Annotated in this window: 13 protein-coding genes and 1 tRNA gene; 9 read left to right on the top strand and 5 right to left on the bottom strand. The window is 47.3% G+C overall.

Annotated features, from left to right (window positions below):
- Window positions 1-6: 6 nt before the first annotated feature.
- From ACMXI2_RS14550 to ACMXI2_RS14535, 4 genes are all read right to left on the bottom strand, one after another.
- A complete protein-coding gene (locus tag ACMXI2_RS14550) occupies window positions 7-3396 on the bottom strand; it encodes a SusC/RagA family TonB-linked outer membrane protein (RefSeq protein WP_483782288.1) in 3390 nt (1129 codons plus the stop codon).
- A 255-nt stretch (window positions 3397-3651) separates the two neighbouring features.
- A complete protein-coding gene (locus ACMXI2_RS14545) occupies window positions 3652-4815 on the bottom strand; it encodes a FecR family protein (RefSeq protein ID WP_483782287.1) in 1164 nt (387 codons plus the stop codon).
- A gap of 66 nt (window positions 4816-4881) precedes the next feature.
- Window positions 4882-5466, bottom strand: coding sequence for an RNA polymerase sigma factor (locus ACMXI2_RS14540; RefSeq protein WP_483782286.1), 585 nt, complete (start codon window positions 5464-5466; stop codon window positions 4882-4884).
- Window positions 5467-5606: 140 nt separating this feature from the next.
- On the bottom strand, window positions 5607-7199 hold the full coding sequence (locus ACMXI2_RS14535) for an arylsulfatase (protein ID WP_483782285.1): 1593 nt from the start codon (window positions 7197-7199) through the stop codon (window positions 5607-5609).
- Window positions 7200-7448: 249 nt separating this feature from the next.
- On the opposite strand from ACMXI2_RS14535, the gene ACMXI2_RS14530 reads away from it, so the two are divergent.
- The 8 genes from ACMXI2_RS14530 to ACMXI2_RS14495 all read left to right on the top strand — a co-directional run bounded on the left by ACMXI2_RS14530 (window position 7449) and on the right by ACMXI2_RS14495 (window position 16738).
- Window positions 7449-8597: a putative sensor domain DACNV-containing protein gene (locus ACMXI2_RS14530; protein ID WP_483782284.1), complete on the top strand. Its 1149-nt coding sequence runs from the start codon at window positions 7449-7451 to the stop codon at window positions 8595-8597.
- 22 nt (window positions 8598-8619) lie between these two features.
- Window positions 8620-9219 (top strand): pseudouridine synthase, encoded by a 600-nt coding sequence (locus tag ACMXI2_RS14525; RefSeq protein ID WP_483782283.1) that lies wholly within the window; start codon window positions 8620-8622, stop codon window positions 9217-9219.
- 110 nt (window positions 9220-9329) lie between these two features.
- Window positions 9330-11624 carry a family 20 glycosylhydrolase gene (locus ACMXI2_RS14520; RefSeq protein ID WP_483782282.1) on the top strand — a complete coding sequence of 765 codons (2295 nt, stop codon included), beginning with the start codon at window positions 9330-9332 and terminating at the stop codon, window positions 11622-11624.
- Window positions 11625-11704: 80 nt separating this feature from the next.
- Window positions 11705-11857 carry a hypothetical protein gene (locus ACMXI2_RS14515; RefSeq protein WP_483782281.1) on the top strand — a complete coding sequence of 51 codons (153 nt, stop codon included), beginning with the start codon at window positions 11705-11707 and terminating at the stop codon, window positions 11855-11857.
- 39 nt (window positions 11858-11896) lie between these two features.
- Complete coding sequence (locus ACMXI2_RS14510; RefSeq protein ID WP_483782280.1) at window positions 11897-12082, top strand: hypothetical protein; 186 nt, start codon at window positions 11897-11899, stop codon at window positions 12080-12082.
- Between the two features lie 316 nt (window positions 12083-12398).
- The gene (locus ACMXI2_RS14505; RefSeq protein WP_483782279.1) at window positions 12399-14873 is read left to right on the top strand and encodes a glutaminase family protein; all 2475 of its coding nucleotides are present in this window, start codon (window positions 12399-12401) and stop codon (window positions 14871-14873) included.
- Between the two features lie 139 nt (window positions 14874-15012).
- Window positions 15013-15085: transfer RNA gene (locus ACMXI2_RS14500), tRNA-Lys, on the top strand.
- Between the two features lie 573 nt (window positions 15086-15658).
- Window positions 15659-16738, top strand: coding sequence for an alpha-mannosyltransferase (locus ACMXI2_RS14495; protein ID WP_483782278.1), 1080 nt, complete (start codon window positions 15659-15661; stop codon window positions 16736-16738).
- 22 nt (window positions 16739-16760) lie between these two features.
- Here ACMXI2_RS14495 and ACMXI2_RS14490 read toward each other — a convergent pair whose 3' ends face one another.
- On the bottom strand, window positions 16761-18305 hold the full coding sequence (locus ACMXI2_RS14490; protein ID WP_483782277.1) for a transglycosylase domain-containing protein: 1545 nt from the start codon (window positions 18303-18305) through the stop codon (window positions 16761-16763).
- A gap of 766 nt (window positions 18306-19071) precedes the next feature.
- Between ACMXI2_RS14490 and ACMXI2_RS14485 the strand changes: the two genes are divergently transcribed.
- Entirely contained in the window at window positions 19072-25554 is a 6483-nt protein-coding gene (locus tag ACMXI2_RS14485; protein WP_483782276.1) for an amino acid adenylation domain-containing protein, read from the top strand.
- Window positions 25555-25558 lie beyond the last annotated feature (4 nt).

Here is a 25558-nt window from a genome sequence, read left to right as displayed (position 1 = left end):
GGTGAATCAAAGTCCCAGGGTTATTCCCATATTGATAACCCTTTGTACCGGGTAGCCAAGTCCGTTGCCTCCCATTTCAGGATCCCAGGTTTTAAATTTGCTGATCGCAAAAAGATTGGAGGCATTGGCGTAGATGCGTGCGTTGGTCATGTGTACACGATCCAGCAGCCTTTGGGAAAAAGTGTATCCCATTTCGAGGGATTTTAACCGGAGGAAATCGCCGCTGCGCATCCACCAGGTGGACGTTTGGTTGTTGTTGTTCACGAAGTAATCGCTGAGGCGTGGCCACATAGCATAGAGGTTGCGGTTACTTTCGCTCCAGTGATCATCTGCAATGGCTTGTAACAGGCCATGTTGCCCGCCTTCATTGAGTACGAACGGTGAAATTTCGTAGGAGCTGATAAAGAAGGAAGAACGCGCAGAGCCCTGGAAGAAAAAGCTAAGGTCCAGTTGTTTGTAGCCAAAAGAAAATCCGAAGCCGTAGGTGATTTCCGGTGTGGTGGGTAACCCGATGGGAACGGCATCGGAGGCATTGATTTGCCCGTCGCCGTTTACATCATGGTATTTAATATCTCCGCCCATTACTGCCTGTCCCCAGTTCTGGTAGGCCGAATTGGCTACTTCCTGTTCGTCTACAAATAATCTTTCTGCGATATAACCCCAGGTTTGGGAGAGTGGTTGTCCTACGCGGGAGCGGTATGCTTCGGGGTAGATGGGTTCTTCATTTACCAGCAGTTTGCTGGTAGCGTAGGTGAAGTTGCCGCGGAACTGCACGAAGGAATTGTTGTTGAAACTTTTCGTATAGTCGATGGAGAGATCCACGCCTTTACCGGAAGCTTCGCCTACATTGGCCTGCGTGTAGGCGTTCAGCCCCATCGTATTGGGGATGGTGCTGCGTGTCATGAGGATATTTTTCCGGTGTTCCTGGTACACATCCAGGGTGATGTTCATGGCGTTGAAGAGGCCGAGTTCCATACCGAGATTTGTTTTGTATGATTTTTCCCAGGTGATGTCGCGGTTTTCGTAACGGTTCACGGATACGCCGTCGCGGTAGTAGCTTCTTCTTTCGCCGAAGAAGGCGCCTTTGCTATTATCGTTCATATTTACTTCCGACAGGTAGAAGAAGCGGTCGTTTTCATTTCCGATCTGGTCGTTGCCTACCAGTCCGTAGGTAGCGCGGAGTTTCAGTTTATCAATTGTTTTGGCGAATGGTTGAAAGAAGGCTTCGTTCTGGAGGTTCCAGGCGATACCGGCAGAGGGGAAAAATCCGAAGCGGTGGTTGCTGGCAAATCTTTCAGAGCCGTTGTATCCAAAATTAAATTCCGCGAGATAGCGGCTGTCGTAGTCGTACGTAAACCTGCCGGATACGCCCTGGTTGCGGTGCGGCAGGGATGTTTGCAGCGAGCCGGCGTTTGCGGTGAGGTAGTTGCGTACCAGGCCGATGAGCATACCGGACACGTTATGTACTTTATTGAACTGCTGATTGTAGTTCACCGCGGCTTCCATATATGCAGTGGTGTTGAGTACTTTATTGCCGGGTTCATAGCCCAGGTATTCGGTACCGTTTGTATTGAGCGAAGTGAGCATCGGTTCTTTGGTGAACTGATCATACTTCATGGTATAAAAGTAAGGGGTGTACCTGCGCGTAACATCGAAATAGGAGTAGCGTTCCGTGTAACCCATGAGCCGGGCGGTGAGTCCGGGCAGCAGGAATTTGAAATCCTGTTTCAGTTCCAGCTGCACCAGCAGTGTAGAGGTATTGTATTGCTGATAGCCGGAAACGGAGTTGGCGTAAGGGTTGTTATAGAGATTGCCTCCGTTGCCGGGCAGACTGTTAAAGCCTGGTTTTACAGCGTTACCAAACAATGGATGTTTCAGTTCCGGTGCATAGCTGGCGGGATAAACTGCGGGGAACATCACTGGATTGGCCCACACGGTTTGTGAAAAGAGCCCGGCGCCGCCGCCTACGGGTCCGTTATAATCATCGAACTGGCCGTAGGTGCGTACAATTGCCTGCGAAGTGGGGGTGAGCTTGATATTCACGTTAGAGCGCAGCGAATAATTTTTTAGTTTGATGTTGCTGTTGAAGTTATTCCGCTGATCTACGTTCAGCACGCCGTTGTCGACATTATAAGTACCTGCAATATAGAACTGCGCTATTTTTCCACCGCCTTTCAGGCTGAAGTTGGTGCGCTGGTTTACGGTGTAGTCCTTGATCAGCTGTTCTATCCAGTTATTATTCGGATACAGCAGCGGATCATCGCCGGCGGCAGTATGATCTATCTTTGACTGGGAGTATTGTACATCCTGCAGCGGGAACCTGGTGAGTACGGCTTCATTAGCCAGCTTCATATAGGTGATGTTGTCTGCAAATTTGAAATTGCGGGTATTGCTGGAGATGGAGTTTTCGAAGCGTACATTAAAAGATGTTTTTGCTTCCACGCCGGATTTGGTAGTTACCAATACCACGCCGTTGGCGCCCCTGGCGCCGTAGAGGGATGATGCGGTGGCATCTTTCAAAATAGAAAACCCGGCGATATCATCCGGCTGAAGGCGGGCGAGATCATTGGTGCTGGATTCCATACCATCGATGAGGATGAGTGGATCTACTTTACCGGTTCCGAAAGTGGTGATACCGCGTATGAAGAAGCTGGCATTATCCCTGCCGGGTTCCCCGCTGCGCTGGTAGGATATTACACCCGACAGGCGGCCGGCGAGCATGGTGGTAAGGTTGCTGGTGGGGCCTTTCAGTTCTTTTGGATTGATGCTGGTAACGGCGCTCACCATGCTGGTTTTTTTCTGGGTACCATAGGCTACTACCACTACTTCCCCTACATCCGATACTTTTTGCTGCATCGTTATTTTAATAAGTTTGTCGTTTTTCACCTGTACGGCCTGCGGCAGCATGCCGATCATGGTGAAGAGGAGGCTGTCGCCCACATTGGCTTCTATGGTGAAGATGCCGAGTTCGTCGGTGAGGGCGTTGGTGCGGGATGTTTTATTAACAACGGATACGCCTGCCATAGGGGCGCCGTTGTTTTCTGTTACCTGTCCTTTTATTTTTATGCGCACCACACCGGTGGGAACGGTGGAGGCGATGAGTGTTTTCTTTTTAAGGATAATTGTTTTTTTAACGATGGTCCAGGTAAGCGGCTGATCCCGGAAGATGTCGTCCAGCAAGCGTTCCAGGGGAACGTTTTCCAGCGAGCAGTTAACTGGTTTGGCGTTTTCCACCATTTGCAGGTCAAACACAAATACATACCCGGTTTGTTTCCTGATTGATTTAATTACTTCTGTCAGAGGGGCTGCTTTTACGTGGAGCGTAACGGCCTGCGCATAGCCGGTGGCGTGGGCCTGCAGAACGGCGGAGAGCAGTAGTAGAAAGGTTAGTTTCATAAAGCATAATAGTTTTTGGTTCGATGAAACATGCCACCGGTTATGGCGGACTTTCAGAAAAGTTTGCATCATTTTTTACTGCGATTTAGCATGTTATTAAGGGTGATGATGGAACAGGAACATAAGGGCATAACTACGCCAGTGCGTGCAGGCCGCTGATGCATATTCACTGTCGGTAAAAGCTTTGAATGTTAAGCTGTTGCTGATTTTGGCTGACTTATTTCTTTTTTCATAACTAAAAAAATACGCGTGGTTTTACGGACTTACTGTAATGGTTTTATCGTTGATGTTGAAATGAATACTACCTGTTAATTCCAGTTGTTGCAAAATATCTTTCAGGTTGTCGTGCCGGGAAAAGGTACCGGCGAAAGCTTTGTTTGTGAACTCGCCTTCATATACAAACTGTACATCGTACCAGCGGGCCAGTTCGCGCATAATACTTTTGATGTTGCCATTAAATTCAAAGCGGCCTTCCTTCCAGGCGATGGCCGCATCTACATCGGCGTTGCTGATGCTGATGCCATTATGTTCGCGGTTTATGAGCGCCTGCTGGCCCGGTTTCATTTGCCGTACCATGTTTCCGCTGATGATGTTTACGGCTCCTTCCAGCAGGGAGGTGCAGATATTTTGTTCTTCTTCATATGCCATCACATTAAAGTGGGTACCGAGTACCGCTATTTTCATGGTGTTGGCTTTTACAATAAAAGGCCGACTGGCCTGTTGCGCTATTTCAAAATATACTTCTCCCTGGATGGTTACTTCGCGGGTGCTGTCTGTGAATGCGGTGGGAAAACGGATGGAGGAAGCGGCGTTGAGCCATGCTTTGGTACCATCGGGTAATACCAGCTGGTAGGTACCTCCTTTATTAGTATAGAGCGTATTGACGGTGGGGGTAATGGTGCTGTTGCTATTATAGGAAAGTGTGTTGCCTTTGCGGGCCACGGATACGCCGGTTTGCACATCTACTTTCGCATCTTTATGTTGTTCCAGGTCGATCACCGCGCCATCGCCACGTACCAGGCGGGCGTGTTCTTCTTTACGGGCAGGGGCGCGGTTGCTGGCCACGGGTCTGTTAACCGCGCTGCTTTTCACGTATAATTTATAGCCTGTTACCGCAAGAACGCCAATTACGCAGGCCGCTATGGCTGCGCGTTTCCATACCGGCATAACGCGGACGGGCACGGGCTGTGGTTCGCTGTTTTTTGTTTCCATGATCTGTTGCAGCATGTTGGCTGCGGTGTTGTCCGGCATGGCGCTGGTGTGGTCATCTGCGTGCAGCAGCAGTTCATCGAGCAGGCGTTTTAGTTCTTCGTCATGTGTTGACTGTTCCATCAGGAGCATGAACTCCTGTTGTTCTTCCGGTGTGCACTGCCGGGTATAGTAACGATCAAACAGGTATCTGAATCGGGATACTGTCATGAATAGCGATTTGTTTAAGGAGACTATAAAAAGAAGCACATGGGTTAGTGCCCGGGAAATTTTTTTTTAACTGGACATCCATAACAGGATGAGGAATGTGTTGAGGTCCATGCGGGTGAGGCAAAAAGCGCGGATAGAGCGCATGGCGTTGGCCAGGTGTACTTTAATGGTTTCGGGGCTTAGCTGCAGGCGATCGGCGATTTCATTTCTTTTCAGCCCTTCTTCTTTACTGAGTTTATAGATCAGCTCTTGTTGGGGTGGAAGTTGCGCGATGGCGTGTCGCAGGATCTGTTCATATTCTTTGTGGATGATGTGGGCGTCTCTTACACCATGCACTATAGTTGCCGACAGTTCGGATTCCATGAGTTGTTCACGGGCCAGTAGTTTCAGCGAGGTGAAAATATGATTGCGGGTAGTGGTAAAGAGGTATGCTTTGAAGTGACTGATTTCATGGAGTTCATAGCGCTTCAGCCACATCTTCAGAAAAACATCCTGTACAATATCCTCGGCCTGCGAGGCAGAGTTGAGCAGGCGGAAGGCAATAGCGTATATGCGGTGACGGTAGTGATGGAATACACCCGCAAAGGCATGATCGTTGCCTTGAGCGAGGCTCAACAAAAGTTCCCTTTCATTGTAGGTGTTAATTTCCATACGTGGTTACAAGTGCACCCAAATTACTTGATTTACAGATAGCTTGTTAACCGTAAATTCGCCGCGATTAATAGTATTTTAGCTTTTAGTAAATGCAGCGGAGAGGTGGTCCACTGCATTTACTAAAAAATTTATGAAGTTTACATACCGCCGCCGGTGCCTACCTTATAATTTTTGATTCTTTCTTTTATTATTTCCAGTCTTTCATAATCTGTGATAGTGATCGGGTCAGTATAAATATTGCTCTGCAGCTTGCGGGGAGGATATTTTGCATAAGTTTTCATAAACTCACTGATTTCGTCCTGTATATTTGGAAGGAACCACGTTTTTTCTGTGAAGTTGTTCATGAACAGATCATATCTTTCCTGCGGGTCCTGCCAGAGATCAAAGATCTGTGAAGCAGTGGCTACATATTTTTCTTCGCCTTTCCATCCGAGGTTGGCATCTACTGCGAGGCCGCCGGTAGCCATGCCGCCATCTCCCCTTAAGTTGAACACTGCTTTAAACTGATCGATGCGTACGGCGCCGGGCGAGAGCTCGTTTTCTGTGAAGTACATCCATGTATGTCGTTTTGATTTGCCGGTACCTTTTAATACCATCGACATATCGTAGCTATCGAAGATGATGGGTTTTCCGCCGCGGTCGTTTTGGGGAAGGGCAACGCCTGCCAGTGCCGCGAAGGTGGCCATAAAATCGAGTGAGCCGAGGATGTCATGATTCTGGCTGCCTGCTTTGATGGTACCGGGCCACCACATGATAGTGGGTATGCGGTTGCCGCCTTCCCTTACCGTACCTTTCGTGCCGCGGAAGGGTGTATAACCGCAGTCGGGGTACACATCCTGCCAGGTGCCGTTATCTACTGTGTAGATCACGAGCGTATTTTCGGCAATGCCCAGGCTGCGGATCTTATCCATGATCTGACCCACGCGGGTGTCCAGTTCTACCACGCAATCGGCATATTTATTTTTTCCGGTTGATTTATTTACAAAGTCGGGGTGCGGCAGGTTAGGCTGGTGATTTTTAGCGAAGCAAACCTCCATAAAGAATGGCTTGTCGCTTTTAGCTGCCTGTTCCAGCCATTTAATAGATTCACTTTCGGTGGTTTCATCAAGATATGGAATTACACTGCCATCGATTTTCTTCACTTCGCGGAAGCCTTTGCCGGCTTCGCCTTCCAGTGCGCCTTTGGTGCCTTTTGCCCAGCGGTCCCGCAGGGAAGGGGGCATGTCCGCATTCCATTTGGGATCAGCATAAGTATAGGCGTTGAGGTGATAAAGGGTTACGTTTTTCATTACATCAAATCCATGACTAATGGGCATGGCATAATCTGCTTCACCGAGGTGCCACTTGCCTGCAAAGAAAGTGGCGTATCCGGCGGTTTTCAGTACAGAGGCCAGCGTCCATTCTTCTTTTGGCAGCCCGCCGCCATCGCCGGGGAAGGCAACGGTAGTCATACCACTCCTGTTGGGAATACGGCCGGTAATAGCCGCGGCCCTGCCGGGGGTACAGCTGGGCTGGCCATAAAAGTCCCAGAACAGCATACCTTCCCGGGCCATCTGATCGAACGCCGGCGTAGGCGCTCCGCGACCCTCGCCGCCGCCATAAGGTCCAAGATCGCCCCAGCCGGTATCGTCGGACATGAGGATAATAATGTTTGGCTTCTTTTGTGCAGTGGCGGATGGCAGCCAGCCGGCCAGCAACATACATAACAGCATTAACATTGTACTCTTCATACTACGGTTATTTTGGGTGTTTGAAATTGGAACCGGTGAAGATTGCTGTTTTATGCCAGGAAGGAAAAACGGGAGAGGGATATCGTATAATTGGAAACACCGGCAACGCGGATATGGTTCATTTTGCGGGGAAGATTTAGTGTTTCCCTGCGGAAAGATGGTGTTGGCGCCGGTCACCGCCTGCTATTCCTAAATGATTTAAATTAGCGGTTTAATATTATATAAGGACGATTAAATGTGACCAGGATTATGGAAATAGCAAATGACGCAACATACCAGGCCGCTTCAAAGGTGGCCGGAACAATAGAAGCACATTTTAAGAAACATCTCTGCGCCGCGAAAGAGAACGGAGAGGATGATCTCGCCACGGTGCCGGCCGCCCGGCAGGTGGAGAAGATCATTGACGTAGCCTTTTGGGCCAGCCTACGTAAGGAAGAAGGGAACGCCATCCGGATTTCCCTGGCGTTTTTGCCTCCTGTACAGGCCGGCAAACCCCTGCTTTTTGAGAAACCCCTGCTGCTTACGCCGCAGCTGCTCACCAAACTGGCGCCGGGCGTGGAACGTCCCGGTATTCATATTGGCGTATGGCCTGTGGGCGACGAGCTGTATGTATGGGGCACTACCATAAAACTACCCAACCTCTGCTTTGTGCTGGATGTATCGGAGCCGGGACTGCTGGTAGTAAAACACCGCCGCGCAGCCGGATTGGGTAAATTCACCAATGTGGCCATGCTCCGCGGCGACCAGGTGAAGGTGGTGAATGAAGACAGCGGGACATTGCCTGATAGTCCGCCGATCCTGAAATCCCTGCTGGGCTTAACGCCTTCCTGTTTATGGAACAACAGCGTAAATGTATTGATACAAATAGCCGTGTCCATGCGGGCGCATAAGCGGGGCGGTATTTTACTGGTAACGCCCTCCAGCAGCGACGCCTGGCGCGAATCCATTATCCACCCGCTTCAATACCCCATCAACCCGGCCTTTTCCGGGGTGGCGGACCTGATGCGTTATGATGGCAAAAGCGTAACCGAAATCTTCTGGCAGAATGCGCTCCGCCGCGAAGTGGAGAACATCACCGGGCTTACTGCTGTAGATGGCGCCACCATTGTAAACGATCAGCAGGAGTTGCTGGCTTTTGGCGCCAAGATCACCCGTGCCAAAGATGCCTGGCCGATCGATAAGGTATTGCTGGCCGAGCCGATAGAAGGCGGCGTTCCTACGCTGATTCATCCGTCTGCCATCGGGGGAACGCGGCATTTATCTGCCGCCCAGTTTGTACACGACCAGCACGATTCGCAGGCGCTGGTAGCTTCGCAGGATGGGTACTTTACTATATTTTCCTGGTCGCATCACCAGCAGCTGGTACAGGCGCACCGGATCGATATCCTGCTGATATAATTCCTTACTTTGCAGCCTCTTTATGCACAGATACTTCATTATTAACAAGCCTTTTGATATGGTGTCGCAGTTTGTCAGCTCTCATGATGTGAGATTGCTGGGGGAGCTGCCGTTTGATTTCCCGGAAGGGACCCATGCTATTGGCCGGCTGGACAATCATTCCGAAGGGTTGCTGATATTAACCACCAATAAAAAGGTGACGCGGTTGTTGTTCCAGGGGAAGATGCCGCATGAGAGAACCTATCTCGTAAAAGTAAAAGGGGAGATGAGTGAAGCCACCCTGCAGCGTTTGAAGGAGGGGGTGCCTATTTGTGTGGGAGAGGGCGAGGAATATATTACCACACCGTGCCGGGTGGAGATAGTGGAGCGCCCGGATGGATTGTTTGATCATCCGCGGGAGCTGCCCATTAAAGTGCCGCATACCTGGCTGCTGATCACCTTAACTGAAGGGAAATTCCACCAGGTGCGTAAAATGGTGGGGGCGGTGAGTCACCGCTGCCAGCGGTTGATCCGGGTGTCCATCGAAAACCTGCTGCTGGGGGATCTGCAACCCGGCGAAGTAAGGGAACTGCCCGAAGAAGAGTTTTTTCACCTGTTGAAGATAACAGATTACAGCGATTAGCATCTGCGGCGGATGAATATAGCTACATGATAAGCGAAGATCCCATTAGTTTACTGCAACGTTTCTTATTAGGTTTGCCGTTTGGACATCATGCTTTAACGAGATTTTTTATGAAGAAGATTTTCTTGCTTGCAGGGGCTTTGTGTTTACTGATGCAGGCTACCTTCGCGCAATCTGAGCGCTATCCCTTAATTCCTTATCCGCAGCAACTGGAGGCCAGGACCGGGTCATTTGTAATTACGCCTGTTACCAGACTGGTGCTGCCGGCTAACCGGACGACCTTTTCTACCGAAACGGCGCAACTGCAATCGTTGTTGACCCAGGCATTGGGCAAACCATTACGCGTGGCAAAGAAGACCGTGAAAGGCGCCATTGTGCTGCAACAGAACACGGCGCTGGCAGGAGCGGAAGATTATACGATGGACGTAACCGCGCAGCAGTTGCTGATCACCGCCGGTACACCGGCAGGATTTTTCCGCGCTATTCAAACATTACGACAACTGATGCCGGCTGCTGTAGAAACAGCACCTGCGTTAAAAAGCATCGCCATTCCGGCCATGCTCCTGAAAGATCATCCGGCCTACGGCTGGCGTGGTATGCACCTGGATGTATCCCGTCATTTCTTCTCCGTTGATTATCTCAAAAAATTCATCGACTTACTGGCATTATATAAAATGAATAAGCTGCACCTGCACCTGACCGATGATCAGGGCTGGCGCATAGAAATAAAAAAGTACCCGTTGCTCACCTCACAGGGCGCCTGGAGAGAATTTAATAACCAGGATTCTGTTTGTATGAAGATGGCTGTTGACAACCCTGACATGGCCATTGATACGCAGCATATTATTCATAAAGATGGTAAAACGCTGTATGGCGGCTTTTATACGCAGGAGCAGATGCGGGATATTATCCGCTATGCGGCCGACAGGCAGGTGGAAATTATTCCTGAAATAGACATGCCGGGTCATATGATGGCAGCCATCAGGGCGTATCCTTTTCTTGCCTGCAGCGGTGAAACAGGCTGGGGTAAGACTTTTTCCACGCCGATTTGTCCGTGTAACGAATCTACTTTTGCTTTTGCGGAAGATGTGTTTACAGAAATTGCCGCGTTGTTTCCTTCCAAATATATTCACCTCGGCGCCGATGAAGTAGAGAAAACCAGCTGGGCGGCCTCTCCGCTGTGTGCCGAAGTAATGAAGGCCAATAACCTGAAAACAGTAGAAGAGCTGCAGAGTTATTTTGTAAAACGGATGGAGAAATTTTTCCACTCAAAAGGCAAGGTGCTGATTGGCTGGGATGAGATCCTGGAAGGCGGTATCAGTTCTACTGCGGTGCTGATGTACTGGCGCGCCTGGGTGCCCGATGCTCCTGTAAAGGCAGCGCGGCACGGCAACGCAGTGATCATGACGCCAGGCAACCCGCTGTATTTCGATGCCGTTCCCGATCGCAACTCCATTTATAATGTATATCATTTTCAACCGGTGCCCAAAGGCTTAACGCCCGATGAAGCAAAGCACATTATGGGTGCGCAGGCGAATATCTGGACAGAATACATTCCTTCAGAGAAGCGTGCGGACTATATGTTTATGCCGCGCATGACAGCGCTGGCCGAAGTGTTGTGGACCAACCGCAACAACTACGACAACTACCTGCAACGCCTGAACGAACAATACAAACGCCTGGATTTGCTGGGTGTACATTACCGCTTACCTGACCTGGATGGTTTTACAGAAGATAATGTGTTTGTAGACTCCGTAACACTGGAGGTAAAGAAGCCACTAACGGACATGACTATCCGCTATACAACGGATGGTACTATTCCCGGTGAGCAGGCAGCCGTGTTACCGGACAACTATGTTATCCGTGAGCCGCAAACGATAAAGCTGGCGGCTTTCAGTCCGGCGGGCAACCGTGGTGATATTTACACCCTTCGTTACCGCAAAGAAGCCTACCGCAAGGCTACCGTAGTGAAAGATGCGCGGCCGGGTTTAAAGCTGGATTATTTTGAAGGCGCCTATAAAAGCGCTACCAAAATCAAGGAGCAGGCCGACAGCTTCATCCGTGTGAACAACGTCCTCATCCCGGAAGGCATGGGTAAAGGCGGCGGTCCGTTTGGCGCAAGGGTGTATGGCTATATCAACGTGCCAGCTACTGGTATCTACAGCTTTTACCTGACCGCAGATGACGGCGCCATATTATATATCGACGACCAGGAAGTGGTGAATAATGATGGCTGGCATGCACCATTGCAGAAAAGCGGGCAGGTAGCGCTGGAGAAAGGCTGGCATCCCATTAAAGTAGCGTTTGTAGAAGGCGGAGGCGGATACACGCTGAAGCTGGAATACAGCGTAAACAGCAGCAAGCTGCAACCCGTGCCGGACAGCTGGCTGGGAGCAGGACTATAAAAAGATGTGTTTTAAAAATAAAGGAAGCGGGTAGCGGTAAGCTATCCGCGCCTCCCTTAGTTCTGAGCAAAGCTTCGCGGTTGCAGGCGCTCCGGGGCGTGTTTACCGCGTCCCGGCTGTTGCTGGGGCTGGCTGCACTGGTGGCCGCTTTTGTTGTGGACGCAACTAACGGCCATCCTTACACGCCGGTATTTTGCGAAGCAGTATACGCATATCATTCTGCAGAGTTTTGATCATTACAACACGCCGTTGCAGACTTTTTATATGTATCTGTGCCGGCGCTTCTTACATCCGGTGCGGTGTTGTGGGGGGTGTTGTTATGGGCGCCGGTACTGCTGAAGGAGGCATTGCTGATGCTGACTGTTTTCCTGACGGGGGCGCTGGGTATGGCTGCGCTGATATGGGGGATTGCCACATTGATCCGTTCCCGTCCCGAATGGTTTGCGTTCTTTCACTAATATTTAGTGAAGAATTTGATGCAAAAGTGTATTTTTGCGCTCCTTACATGCACGGCATTTAATTAATTTAAGATACGCGCAGATCCGAAAACGTACTGACAAGGCTTCTCAGGGCCTCCAAGGCGGAAGTAGGGTTTGCGCTTTTTTATTTTCTTTCCTCCGGAGATATTTTATTCGACAGCTAGTACTAACCACGTTTATGGATGATATACAAGTGACCGGGCCGTTTTTTTATGAACGGTTATGAATCCCCCGGAAAATGTAATACATTTAATAATTGTACTTTATACGCTTAATCGATTTATCAAATCCCGTTATGGTGAGAACATTTGCATTTTTAGCCCTGCTGGGCATTGGCGGCAGCGCCGTAGCACAACAGAAGGCGCCGTCTTATCCTTTGATCACGCATGATCCTTACTTCAGTATCTGGTCGGCCACCGATGAATTGAATGGCAGCACCACCAAACACTGGACCGGCGCATCTCAATCGCTCACCGGGCTTGTAAAGGTGGACGGCGTTACCTACCGGGTGCTGGGGCAAAACGAGCAGAGTTACCAGGCCATAGCCGCTACCAGCGATGAAGCGCCTTACCAGGTGAAGTACACCGAAACCACCTCTGCAGAGGGCTGGATGCAAAACTCCTTTGACGACAAAGCCTGGAAATCAGGAAAAGCGCCGTTTGGCGATAACGTAGCCTCCGGAGGCACCCACTGGGAAAGCCGCGAGCTGTGGACCAGGAGAACCTTCGATGCCGGCGACCTGAGCGCCGCGGAGTTATTCCTGAAAATCTCTCATGATGATAATATTACCGTATACCTCAACGGAGAAGAGATTTACGGGCATAAAGGCTGGCTGAATCAATATATCTACAAACCGATACCAGATGCCGTAAAAAGTAAGTTGAAGGCGAAAGGCAACGTACTGGCCGTACATATCCTCAACACCGCCGGCGGCGCCTTCCTGGATGCAGGCATTGCGCGTTTGGTGCCTCCTCCGGGCAACAAAGGCATAGAGAAAGGGATTCAGACAGCGGTGAACATCAACGCCACACAAACCAGCTACCAGTTCACCTGCGGCAAAGCTGACGTAACCCTCACGTTTACCTCTCCCTTGCTGATGGACGACCTGATGCTGCTGTCGAGGCCCATCTCTTATATTTCCTATAAAGTAACTTCCAACGATAACGCCGCTCACAAAGTGCAGGTGTACTTTGGCGCATCTACCAACATCAGCGTAAACGTGCCCGCACAGGCAGTAACGACTTCTAAATATAGCAACGGCCAGCTCTCCATTTTGAAAGCCGGCACCAAAGAACAACCTATGCTGAAAAAGAAAGGCGACGACCTGCGGATAGACTGGGGTTACATGTACATTGCCACACCAACGGCCACCCGCCCGGTGCAATATGTAAGTAACGCCGGTGATGCCATGGCCGCATTTGCCAACGGTACCACCGCCAGCACCAAACTGGATAAGCAACTGGTGCTTAGCACCGCTGTGGACCTGGGCACCGTAAACGCTACGCCTAAAGAACAGCTGTTCCTGCTCGGCTACGATGACCTTTACGCCTTACAGTATTTCAATACCAACCTGAAAGCATGGTGGAAAAATGATGCCACCCAAACCATCGATAAACAACTGAATGCCGCCTATACCGATTACGCTTCCATCCTCGATAAATGCGCAAAATTCAATGCGCAACTGCATAAAGATGCCGTAAGCGCCGGTGGCGAAACGTACGCCAAACTCTGCGAACTGGCCTACAGGCAAGCTATTTCCGCACATAAACTGGCTAAGAGTCCGCAGGGAGAAATCCTTTTCCTCTCTAAAGAAAACTTCAGCAATGGCTGTATTAACACGGTAGATGTTACCTACCCATCTGCCCCGCTGTTCCTGCTCTACAACCCGGACCTGCTGAAAGGCATGATGAACGGCATCTTCTATTTCTCTGAAAGCGGCAAATTCACCGAGCCTTATGCCGCACACGACCTGGGTACTTATCCACTCGCCAACGGACAAGCCTACGGCGAAGGCATGCCGGTAGAAGAATCCGGTAATATGCTGGTGCTGGCAGGCGCTATTGCCCGCGCAGAAGGTAATGCGGACTACGCCAAAAAAAACTGGAAAACGCTCACCACCTGGGCGGAATACCTGCTGAAAGAAGGCTTTGATCCCGCTAACCAGTTATGTACCGATGACTTTGCGGGTCACCTTGCGCGCAATACCAATCTTTCCCTGAAAGCGATTGCGGGTATCCGCTCATACGCCATGCTGGCGAAGCTGCAAGGTCTTACCGATGTTGCTACCAAATACGAAAACGCCGCAAAAGAAATGGCCGCCAACTGGGTGAAGCTCGCTGATGATGGCGATCATTTCAGTCTTGCTTTCGAAAGCAAAAACACCTGGAGCCAGAAATACAACATGGTATGGGACAAAGTGCTCAACTTTAACTTATTCCCCGCGGCGGTGTACAAAAAGGAAACAGACTTTTACCTGACCAAACAACATAAATTCGGACTACCACTGGACAGCCGTAAAACCTACACCAAATCAGACTGGATTATGTGGACGGCTGTACTCACGGATAACTCTTCCGACTTTGATGCGCTCGTAGCACCTTTATATACCTATGTAACGGGCACGACTACACGGGTGCCGCTAAGCGACTGGCATGAAACTACCAATGGGAAGATGGTGGGATTTCAGGCAAGGAGTGTAGTAGGAGGGTATTTTATGAAGATGCTGGATGCGAAGTTTAATCCTGCTGCTGTTTCTGTTTCTTCGAAATGATTTGCTTTGCGCCCTTTCTGCGTTGCGCAGAAAGGGCGTTTTATATATTCATTTCAATTGATGTGGATAAATTATTCAAAATGAGTTTGGAAGTAATTTAGAAATTCCTATCTTTGCACTCCGTTAAACAAAAAAGGAAGATTCCCTAGCTCAGTTGGTAGAGCAATACACTTTTAATGTATGGGTCTTGGGTTCGAGTCCCAAGGGGATCACTGGAGAAACTTGAAACCTGCGCTTAGCGCGGGTTTTTTGTTTTTGGTCTATTTGTTAGTCTATCAAAGCGCGAAAAGTGCGGATTCGCGTTTCAAAATTCGCATTCTTTTGCCAAAACAATTTTGACAGGATATAGTATTGCAGAAACAGTGCTCTTCTATCGCTGTTTGTGATTCTGTGCCCGGAAAAGACGCTCCGCTTTCAGGAATGAACCGGGAAAAACTACGTTATAAATGAAAAGAAGGCAAACCCGGAAATGAGAAAAAAGGGTGACGAAATCTTGTCAAACTCTTGTGCAATAATTTGAATCTCCTATTCCATTTGATTGTATATAGGAAATAGTTTTCAAATTATTTCCTATATTAGTCTGATGCCACGGATTCATTAATTTGTTTAAACCCGACACTACTATTATGCTCACGACTAAGTTCCTCCAACTTTTTAAAAGGCGTACCTCCGGATCTTTAAAAGAAGGAAAGTCAACATTTACGGATGATTGTGTGAGAAAAGTCCATTGTACAGGTAATAGACAATGGATCAGGAAATTAAATACCCAATGGAGAAAGTTCGTTATGGAAATAGAACCTTTCCCTGCCCGTTTTTCAGGAAGAGGGATTGTAATTTGTGCAGGGGGCGTGAATTATTTCACCTGTGCCTGGATCAACATCAATATGTTAAGGAGAAATGGCTGCACTCTCCCCATAGAAGTATGGTATACCGGAATAGAGCTGAATGCAGAGGCCATCGCGGCATTGGAAGGATTGAATGTAAGGTGCAGGAATTGCCAGGACCACACTACAACCGATCTTACTGCACTCACGAGCTACGCCATGAAGCCATTTGCCATTTTACAAAGTGATTTCAGGGAAGTGTTATACCTGGATGCAGATAATAATTGTATCTCAGATCCTGCATTCCTATTTGACAGCAAAGAATACCTGGAGTATGGAACGGTTTTTTGGCCCGACTTCTGGACAACCGACCGCCATAATCCTATTTGGAAAATTATTGATTCCGAAGAGGATGGTTCGATAGAGCAGGAGAGCGGGCAGCTATTGATTAACAAAGAAAAGTGTTGGAAAGAACTTAACCTTTGCCTGCATTTTAACCTGAATAAAAAAGACTATTACAGGATGTTATTGGGAGATAAAGATACCTTCAGATTTGCCTGGAAAGCGCTGCATACTCCTTATTATATGATTGCAGCCGGCGTAGGACTATGTGGAATGGAAGAATCTACCGTTGGCTTCTGCGGTATGTCAATGGTACAACATGACCCGGCTGGGGAAATATTATTTCTCCACAGAAACTGGTTCAAATGGGATATTATGAAGAACGACGAGATCATGTGGACAACCATCAAAAGATACCAGCCGGGAACCACCAGGTTATTCAGGTTGAAATTTTTAAATAGAGGGAAAATCAAGTTGAAATTTCTGGATCTGGGTGGGGATGTCGAAACAGTTTCATTCCGGGAACTATTCGGCGACTATGAAATCAGATGCCTCGAAATACTTAAAGAACTGAGGTCCAGTGAGCTTTATAGCCGGTTCTTGCAACATACCTATTTTTCATTGTCAAGACCGGCTTACGCGGATGGACATACGGAAAACATTTTTTCCGAATCCCAGATGGCTGTCTTATCTGAATAATGATTTATATCGTTTTGTCAGGTTAATTACCGGTGATGGCTGCCTCCGCTTCTGTTAGATTCAACTCTCCCAGGCCGGGTGCAAATGTTATTTTGTATTGTATGTTTTCAAATTCTTCCAAAGATATGATGTCCTTTTTAAGCATCACTTTTGAATTGTGCAGGATGTGTGCTGTCAGGTTCTTTCTTAATTTCGGTGAATTCATTTTAAGGGCTTCCAGGAAGAATTTCGGTCTTGGTATAATATAAGCCAGGGCAAGCGATTCAGTCAGGGTGAGCTGATTAGCCGGTTTATCAAAATAGAAGTAAGCCGCTTCCTGGACGCCATAGATACCTGGACCCAGCTCAATGATATTAAGGTATATCTCTAATATCCGGTCCTTTCCAATGGAAAACACTTCTTCCAGGTACCACGTCAGGATAACTTCCTCTATTTTTCTTTGAAAATTTTTTCTATGATACAGGAAAAGATTTCTGACCACCTGCATGGTTATGGTACTGGCGCCACGGCTTAGTTTCCTGCTTTTTATATTGGATGCAATAGCAAGAAAGATAGCCTCAGAGTCAATTCCTTTGTGAGTGTAGTAATGGGGGTCTTCGGTACAGATAATTACCTTTTTAAGATCTGTTGAGATCTTGTCCAGCGGAAGGAAAAGAGAATTGCCGCTGTCAAGGTTAATTGATTTTACAGCGATATCTCCATCATAAACGTTATGAACAAAAGGTTGTTTTAAATAAGAATAGTCTGCGCCGCCATGATCCAAAATGCGAAGGTTGTTATCCAGTTTGATTTCAAATTCTCTTTTGAATGAGTTGGTTAACTCAAACCGTAAGCGGGAAAGGAAGCCCAGGGTACCGGAAAACGAACTGCTGTATAAACTTTGTGTACTGAAGTCCTGAAAAGATTTCAATATATCCTCCATTTGACAAGAAACCAGGTTTACTCCCAATTCGATAATGTCATTTTCCCTGTAAAAATGATCCAGGTAGAATGGGAATCTGAGGTTATTCAGATGAAAACAGGATTGACGGTCGATATGAAATCCTTCCAGATCGGGTTTGGCATACAGCATCAGGCCCAGGTCACAGGTAAATGCCTGCTGATTACTTACCTTACTATTGTGTAAGGTGAGGTTATGCGTATTGGTTTCAAGATCATAAGAGGTCCCGTTGTTTTCGTCTTTACCCCGACTAAGTCTGAATGTTAATTGTTTGGCGGTTACTGCGGTGGAAGGAGTATCTGTCTGTAGATCAGCGATCATGGTGAAATTACCGACATCTACCGTCAGCTGTTTTTCCGCAACCAGCTTCCTGGATATTCCTTTTGGCTGGAAGCGTCCATCCTGGAGACGGGTGTCAGGCGCCGAGTTGTAATAGCGTTTGTTCAAAGCAAGCGAACTGATTTTTACCTGGACATTTTTGGAGCCCGAAAGAATTATTTCCAGGTTCTCAATGTTAACCTGCGGAGGAATCGATTCAAACGCAGTGTCTACCCGGGTGGATAAGCGTTTGTAAAAATTTCTGATCATATCCTGGGGATTGGTAACTACCGTGCTCTTCGCTGTCATACTTGCAGGTATGTTTTCTCTTTTGTTAATGACAATTTTGCAATCAGATATTTTTACAGAGATGAGTTTTATCCTGCCTTTTAAAAGGGAATACCAGCTGAACTTAACATGGATACTGCCGGTTTCGCATATCATATTCCGGGCGTTATTATATAAGCTAACAGGCTTTATTTTTATGCTGTTGATGCTGTTGATGCTGATAATACCGAGATCTGCGCTTATCCCGTAGCGTGATTTTATTTTAAGAAGGATTTTTTCTTTTAAGGATCTGGCTACAGATGAGGTTTGGAGCTTCGTTAATAAACCGGGTTTTGTAACGTTGGATTGCATAAACAGAAATTAATTGATAATTGAAGATTCAAAATGTGTGATGCACTATAGGAAGGCATATGGATACAGCACAGTAAACATTGGGTTATTATACAAAAAATAGAAAAGCAGTTTTGACTCTTCTAATAATTTTGAAATTATCATTTAAAACATTATTTTGCAAATATTAAACCCGAATTTCTCAGTTTTTTTTATTGACCCTCGATTTGTAACAACCTTCAGCGGAGCTGTGTCTTGCTCCACTCAAATTCAACCTGACACTCATTTTGCCGTTAGCGTACTTGTTTTTCAGCATGTAATAATTCTGCGAATAGGGTAAGCTATGCGATAAAAATTTATGTTGTGCCACTATGTGATTGCACTGACAGGATTTTCCTGTAATTCCACGCGAGCATTCCGCTGAGTTTGGAAGCCAGATCTGAGTTAATTAAGCGATATGCGTATAACAAATCTCACTCAACTTATACAGGCACAAAGTACATTAGGAAATGCTGGTATTACCTTTATTGAAAGCCATACTGATGAACATTTCCTGTTGTATGAAGATTTGTATGAAAAAGCGTTGCAGTGTTTACTGGTGCTGCAAAAACGGGGCGTTTGCCGAAATGACGAGGTGATCCTGCAAACCGATGATAATAGATCTCTTCTCATTGCTTTCTGGGCTTGCATATTAGGAGGAATGATCCCGGTGCCGCTGGCAACGGGAGGAACGGATATGCATCGGCAAAAGCTGTTTAATGTCTGGAAGATATTGAACAGGCCTCACCTCATCTCCTCTGCAGCGCACTTTGAAAAGATGACCGAATATGACCTCTCAAACTCTCTTTTTGTAAACAGTGACGCGATCAGCAAGCGTTACATTAATGAGTCGGAAGTGCTATCGGCCGGCGCGGCTGCTGAGCCGGTAATGGTAAGCCCGCAGGACATTGCGTTTATCCAGTTTTCTTCAGGCTCTACCGGAAATCCCAAAGGCATTGTGCTTACTCATGAAAATCTTATTGCCAACATACAGGGCATTAGTAATGCTGCCCGATATTCGGTTTCAGATTCTACATTGAGCTGGATGCCACTGACCCATGATATGGGTATGATCGGCTTTCATCTTAATCCTTTACTGCATGGAATGAATCAGTGTCTGATACCAACAAGCCTGTTTGTTCGCCGGCCTGCACTTTGGCTGGATGCGCTTTCCCGGCACGGGGCCACCATTACCTGCTCACCTAATTTCGGTTACCGGTATTTTCTGAAGCATTATACGCCCGATGATCATCACAACTGGAACCTCTCCAACCTGCGGATTATCTATAACGGCGCTGAGCCCATATCTACAGAAATCTGTAAAGAGTTTACAGATAGCATGAAAAGATTTGGGTTGAGGGAACAGGCAATGCGCCCGGTGTATGGACTGGCAGAAGCGAGTGTGGCAGTTACCATATCGGATCTTGATAGCGATGTGGTATCTGTAATGGTCAGTAGAAATCATGTTAATATCAATGATAAGGTTGTGTTTAGTGAAGAATCTACTGACGCTGTTTCTTTTGCAGATGTTGGCAAACCGGTGGATGGCTGTTCACTGAGAATAGCGGATGATTATGATCATCCGGTTGATGCTGCTGTAATAGGCCATATACAGATAAAGGGAGATAACGTAACAAAGGGCTACTACAATGACAAGCATGCTTCCGGACAAGTATTCAGTGCGGATGGATGGTTGAAAACAGGTGACCTTGGCTTCCTCAGCGACAAGGGATCATTATTTGTCACCGGAAGAGCGAAAGATATCATCTTTATTAATGGTCAGAATTTTTACCCGCACGACATTGAACGCATAGCGGAGGAAATTGATGCCATAGAACTAAACAAGGTAGCCGTTGGTGGCTTTTTTAACAGGAGTACACAGAAAGACGAAGTGATTGCTTTTGTGCTTCACCGGGGCGAGCTTTCCTCGTTCATTCAAACCGCAATGCAGCTGAGGAAATTGATCAATACCAGGTGTGGATTTGAGATTGACGAGGTGATTCCTGTAAAGAATATACCCAGAACTACCAGTGGTAAGCTGCAACGCTTTAAGCTGATAGCTCAATACCTCGACGGTAAGTACAGGGAAACAATGAATGCATTCTTTCGCTTAACGGAAGATGCGGCCAATGATTTTGACATGTTCCGCCCGGGCACACCTATCGAGCAAAAGCTATTTGATATCTGGCAGCGGATTCTAAAGCATCAGCATTTTGAGGGGAAAGGTCACTTCTTTGAAAATGGCGGGGACTCTTTAAGGGCATCTGAGGTATGCATGTTGGTGAAAAAGGAATTGGGAGTGGAGATGGGCCTGGAAGTACTCTTCCGCTATCCTACCATCCCGGCACTCGCTGCTGAAATAGCCAACCTGGAGAAAGCGGCGCCTTATCATTCCATCTCCCGTGTAGCACCGGCAGATACATATGTATTGTCTGCTGCACAAAAAAGGATGTACTATACTTGGGAAGTAGATCAAACGTCTACCGCATACAATATACCTGTTATATTTAAGATAGACGGTCCTGTTAACCGGGAGAAACTGGAGGCAGCCATAGAAACACTGATATCCAGGCATGAAGTGTTACGTATGTCATTTAAAGGCTCTCAACAGCCGGCATACAGGATTCATGAAACAGTGGCTTTGCCGTTTGATTATATAACTTCCACTCGTGAGAACCCGGATCAATTATTACGGGAGCTGATTACCCCTTTCGACCTGCATCAATCACCACTGTTCAAGGTCCGCCTGGTAAACATTCCGGCGCAGCAACATTACTTGTTTTTAGATTTTCACCATATCATCTGCGATGGCATATCCGTGAATATTTTCATACAGGAATTATTCGAATGCTACAGGGGGCATGAGCTGCCTTCCATTGCCGTTAATTACAGTGATTACTCAGATTGGGAGCATCGTATGTTTGCATCGGGCTGCCTCCAAAGGCAGGAATTATTCTGGAAACAGCAGTTGGCTCAATCCGTTCCGGTACTAGACCTGCCCATTGATTTCAACCGTCCCGTTATTTTTAATGCTAAAGGAGAAAAGCTGGAAGTAGTGCTGGATAAAGATATCACCGCCAGTCTTTCCCGGATAGCTTCACAGTATGCCTGCTCACTGAACACACTCCTGTTCACATTATACAGCGTGCTGTTATCAAAGTACAGCGGACAGCCACAGGTTGTGATAGGTATTGCCGCCGCTGGCAGAACGCACCCCGATCTATTGAATATAGTCGGCATGTTCGTCAACAGCCTGCCTGTGACAAGCGATATTCCCGCCAATACTTTTTTTCCTGACCTCCTGGAAAAACATCATCACCTGTTAACGGCCGTGTTGGATAACCAGGATTATCCCTTTGAAGGAATGATACAACAGGCGGGGGGACCGGCTGATGCCAGTCGTAATCGTCTTTTTGATACCATGTTCGTTTATCAGAACATTGGCTACGAAGATATGAAGACCGGCGATCTGCAGGTGCAGCGCTATTTCTTCGATCCGGGAATTGCCAAGTTTGATCTTTCGATGGAAGTATTTTATTATGACCAGACATTAAAGTATGTCATTGAATACAACACAAACCTCTTCAAAAAGGAAACGGCTGAACGGATTTCCGGTCACTTTGCTAACCTGGTAAAACAAATAACGCAGAAGCCGGACATCAGCATTCATGAAATAAATTTGTTGAGTGAGATAGAGTACCAGGATATCATTCATCATTTTAATGACACCGCCGCAGATTTCCCGCTCCATACCACTATCCATGAACAGTTCCGGCGGCAGGCGGAAGCCACGCCGGAGGCGATTGCGATAGAATACGGGGATGATACTATCACTTACCGTCAATTGAATGAGCAGGCTGACCGGTTATCATTTATTCTGAGAAGCAAAGGTATCAACGCGGAGAGTATTGTGGCAGTGCTGATGGACAGGCGTCCTGAACTGATGGTGGCCATACTGGCGGTGCTGAAAACGGGTGCCTGCTTTTTGCCCATTGATATATCAACGGGTGCCCGGAGAATCAGCTACATGCTTACAGACAGCAGGGCAAGCATGATGATCACTGGCAAAGAGGAAAATAATCTGCCGGAAGTAGCTTTGCTGCTTTCTGAGTTGCCCATGTTGGAGGTATTGGATATCAGTTCGCTGACACTACCGGAAAATGTTCCTGCCACTTATAGCCCAGCTGAGCCAAACAGCCTGGCTTACATCATTTATACTTCCGGTACCACCGGTAATCCCAAAGGCGTAATGATTGAGCATCATTCATTAGTCAATTATATTACCTGGGCTTCTGACATGTATGTGAAAAAAGAGGAAGCAGCTTTCCCGCTGTATACCTCTATTTCATTTGATTTAACCATCACCTCTTTATTTTTACCGTTGGTAACCGGTAACAGGATCGTTATTTATAGCGCAGCGGAAGACGAGTTTTTGATGCGGAGAGTGGTGCTTGATAATAAAGTGGCGGTGGTTAAAGCTACTCCCTCGCATTTGATATTGATCGCGTCCTGCATTTCCAGAGAGGTTGCACGCAACAGTAAAATAAAACGCTTTATCGTTGGTGGTGAGGAATTGACCCGCTCCACCGCGGAGGAAATACACCTGCTTTTTGGTGATCACATAGAGATCTATAATGAATATGGACCGACAGAAGCGACTGTAGGATGCATGATCCATCAATTTGACCCGGCAGACAAGGCCGTGGCAGTGCCTATTGGCATACCTGCCGCTAACACCCGCATATATGTGCTGGATGATTCGCTTAAGCCGGTACCCATCGGAGTTAAAGGGGAATTGTATATTTCCGGCGAAGGGGTGGCAAGAGGATATCTGCGTAGCCAGGAACTCACCGGGCAGAAAATCATCAACGACCCTTTTGTGGAAGGGTTAAGAATGTATAAGACAGGCGATATTGCGAAGCGCCTCCCTTCCGGCCTTATTGAGTATGTAGGCCGGACGGATAAGCAAATTAAGATTAGCGGCCATAGAATTGATCTGACTGAAATTGAACACCAGGTGGCAACATACGAGGGCATTACTTCTTCGGTAGCCATCATAAGAGAAGGGAAGAAATCACCTGTTATAATAGCTTATTACATTGTTTCGGGGATGCAGGAGACCATTGCTGAACCGTTGCTCAGGTCATACCTGTCAGATAGATTATCCTACTACGCAATGCCGGCTTATTTTATTGAACTGGATGCTTATCCGCTTACCTCTAATGGAAAGGTAGATCATGCAGCACTTCCGGCGGTGGAATTTTCTGAAGCCTCGAATGTCCAGGAGATAGATGCACGTGATAAAACTTTTATAGCGATTTGGAATGACGTATTTGGGGTAGATAATATTTCGGCCAGTGATAATTTTTTTGAACTTGGCGGGGATTCTATCAAGGCTATCCAGATATTGTCCCGGTTGGCTGATGAAGGCTTTATGCTGACCATAAAGGATATTCTCATCTATCAAACAATCCGGCAGATCGTCTCTAACCTGCAGAATACGGAAAGTCGCCGGGAATATGAGCAGGGATATATAGAGGGCTCCCGTGAGCTGATGCCCATTGAAGCCTGGTTTTTTGATCAGGATTTTCAACGTCCTGATTTCTACAATCATTCCATGTTGCTTTCGTTTCATGAAGAGATCGATCTCCATTTGCTGCAGTTGTCGTTTCAGGCGCTCATCAGGCAACACGATGGAGTGAGAATGAACTATGATTGCCGGCGGAAAACATTATTCTATAACAAGCATCACCGCGATAGTCCATTCACCATAACATCATATGACCTGGAAGTTCAGGGCCAGGAAATGAGTGAAATATGCATGTCTCTTAAAAACAGCTTTGATATTTCAAGGGATCTTCTTTTGAAAGCAGCTGTTTTCAGAATAGGAGGAAACCGCAGGATGTTATTTATCACAGCACATCATTTAATTGTTGATGGGGTTTCCTGGAGAATCTTGTTGAAGGACCTTTATACTACGTACAAAAGTCTGAAAAACAATACCCCGGTAAAATTCCCCGCTAAAACAGCAACTGCCAAAGAGTGGTGCGACGCTTTGCTGCGTTATCCGCATGTTGAAGGCAATGCAGCTGAGCTGGCATTCTGGCAATCAGTGGCCGATGTTCCATTTTCACTTCCCCTGGATGAGCGTCCGGCAGACTGGCGCACGATGAATGCTGCAAATGAAAAACGTACGATAGATAAAGCAGGCACGCGGGCGTTATTGAAGCTCGCACACCAGGTATATAAATCAGACATAACCATCCTGTTAAATGCGGCTTTGGCGCTGTCTGTCAGGGACTGGACAGGAAAGAATGTATGTGTTATCGAGCAGGAAAATCATGGAAGATATCTCGATGATCTGAATATCTCCAGGACTGTTGGCTGGTTTACTTCTATGTATCCTCAGCGACTGCAACTCTATGAGGGGTCTCTTGAAGCTGTTATATGGGAGGTCAGGGAGCAGATGACCCACGTTCCCGGCAATGGGCTGGGATACGGTATTTTCAACTACCTGCATCGGGCCCTGGAGGTTAACAGGGAGAAATTGTCTGAAATCAGGTTTAACTACCTCGGACAATTTGACCAGGAGTTCGACAATGATCTGTATGCTTATTCTGATGACACCACGGGAAGTAATGTGGACCCGGACAATGTGATGACGGCTAAGGTGGAGCTCAATGTTATTGTATTAAAGAATACACTGGAAATAGATATACAGTATAATCGTTTAGCCCATGAGAAGGCTACCATTCAATCATTTGCAGACAACCTGGTGAAATGGCTGCTGCATATGGTGGCATATAATAAATTCAGGGAAGAGTTACCAGTTACTTCTTTTTCCCTGGGCGTACGGCCGGATGGACTTGACGACGATGAATTGTCAGTTCTTTTTAATTAAAAAT

It is taken from the genome of Chitinophaga sp. G7 BAM 1005, assembly GCF_057126945.1.
The sequence above is the reverse complement of the archived record's forward strand: the minus strand, read 5'-3'. Positions and strand labels throughout refer to the sequence as shown.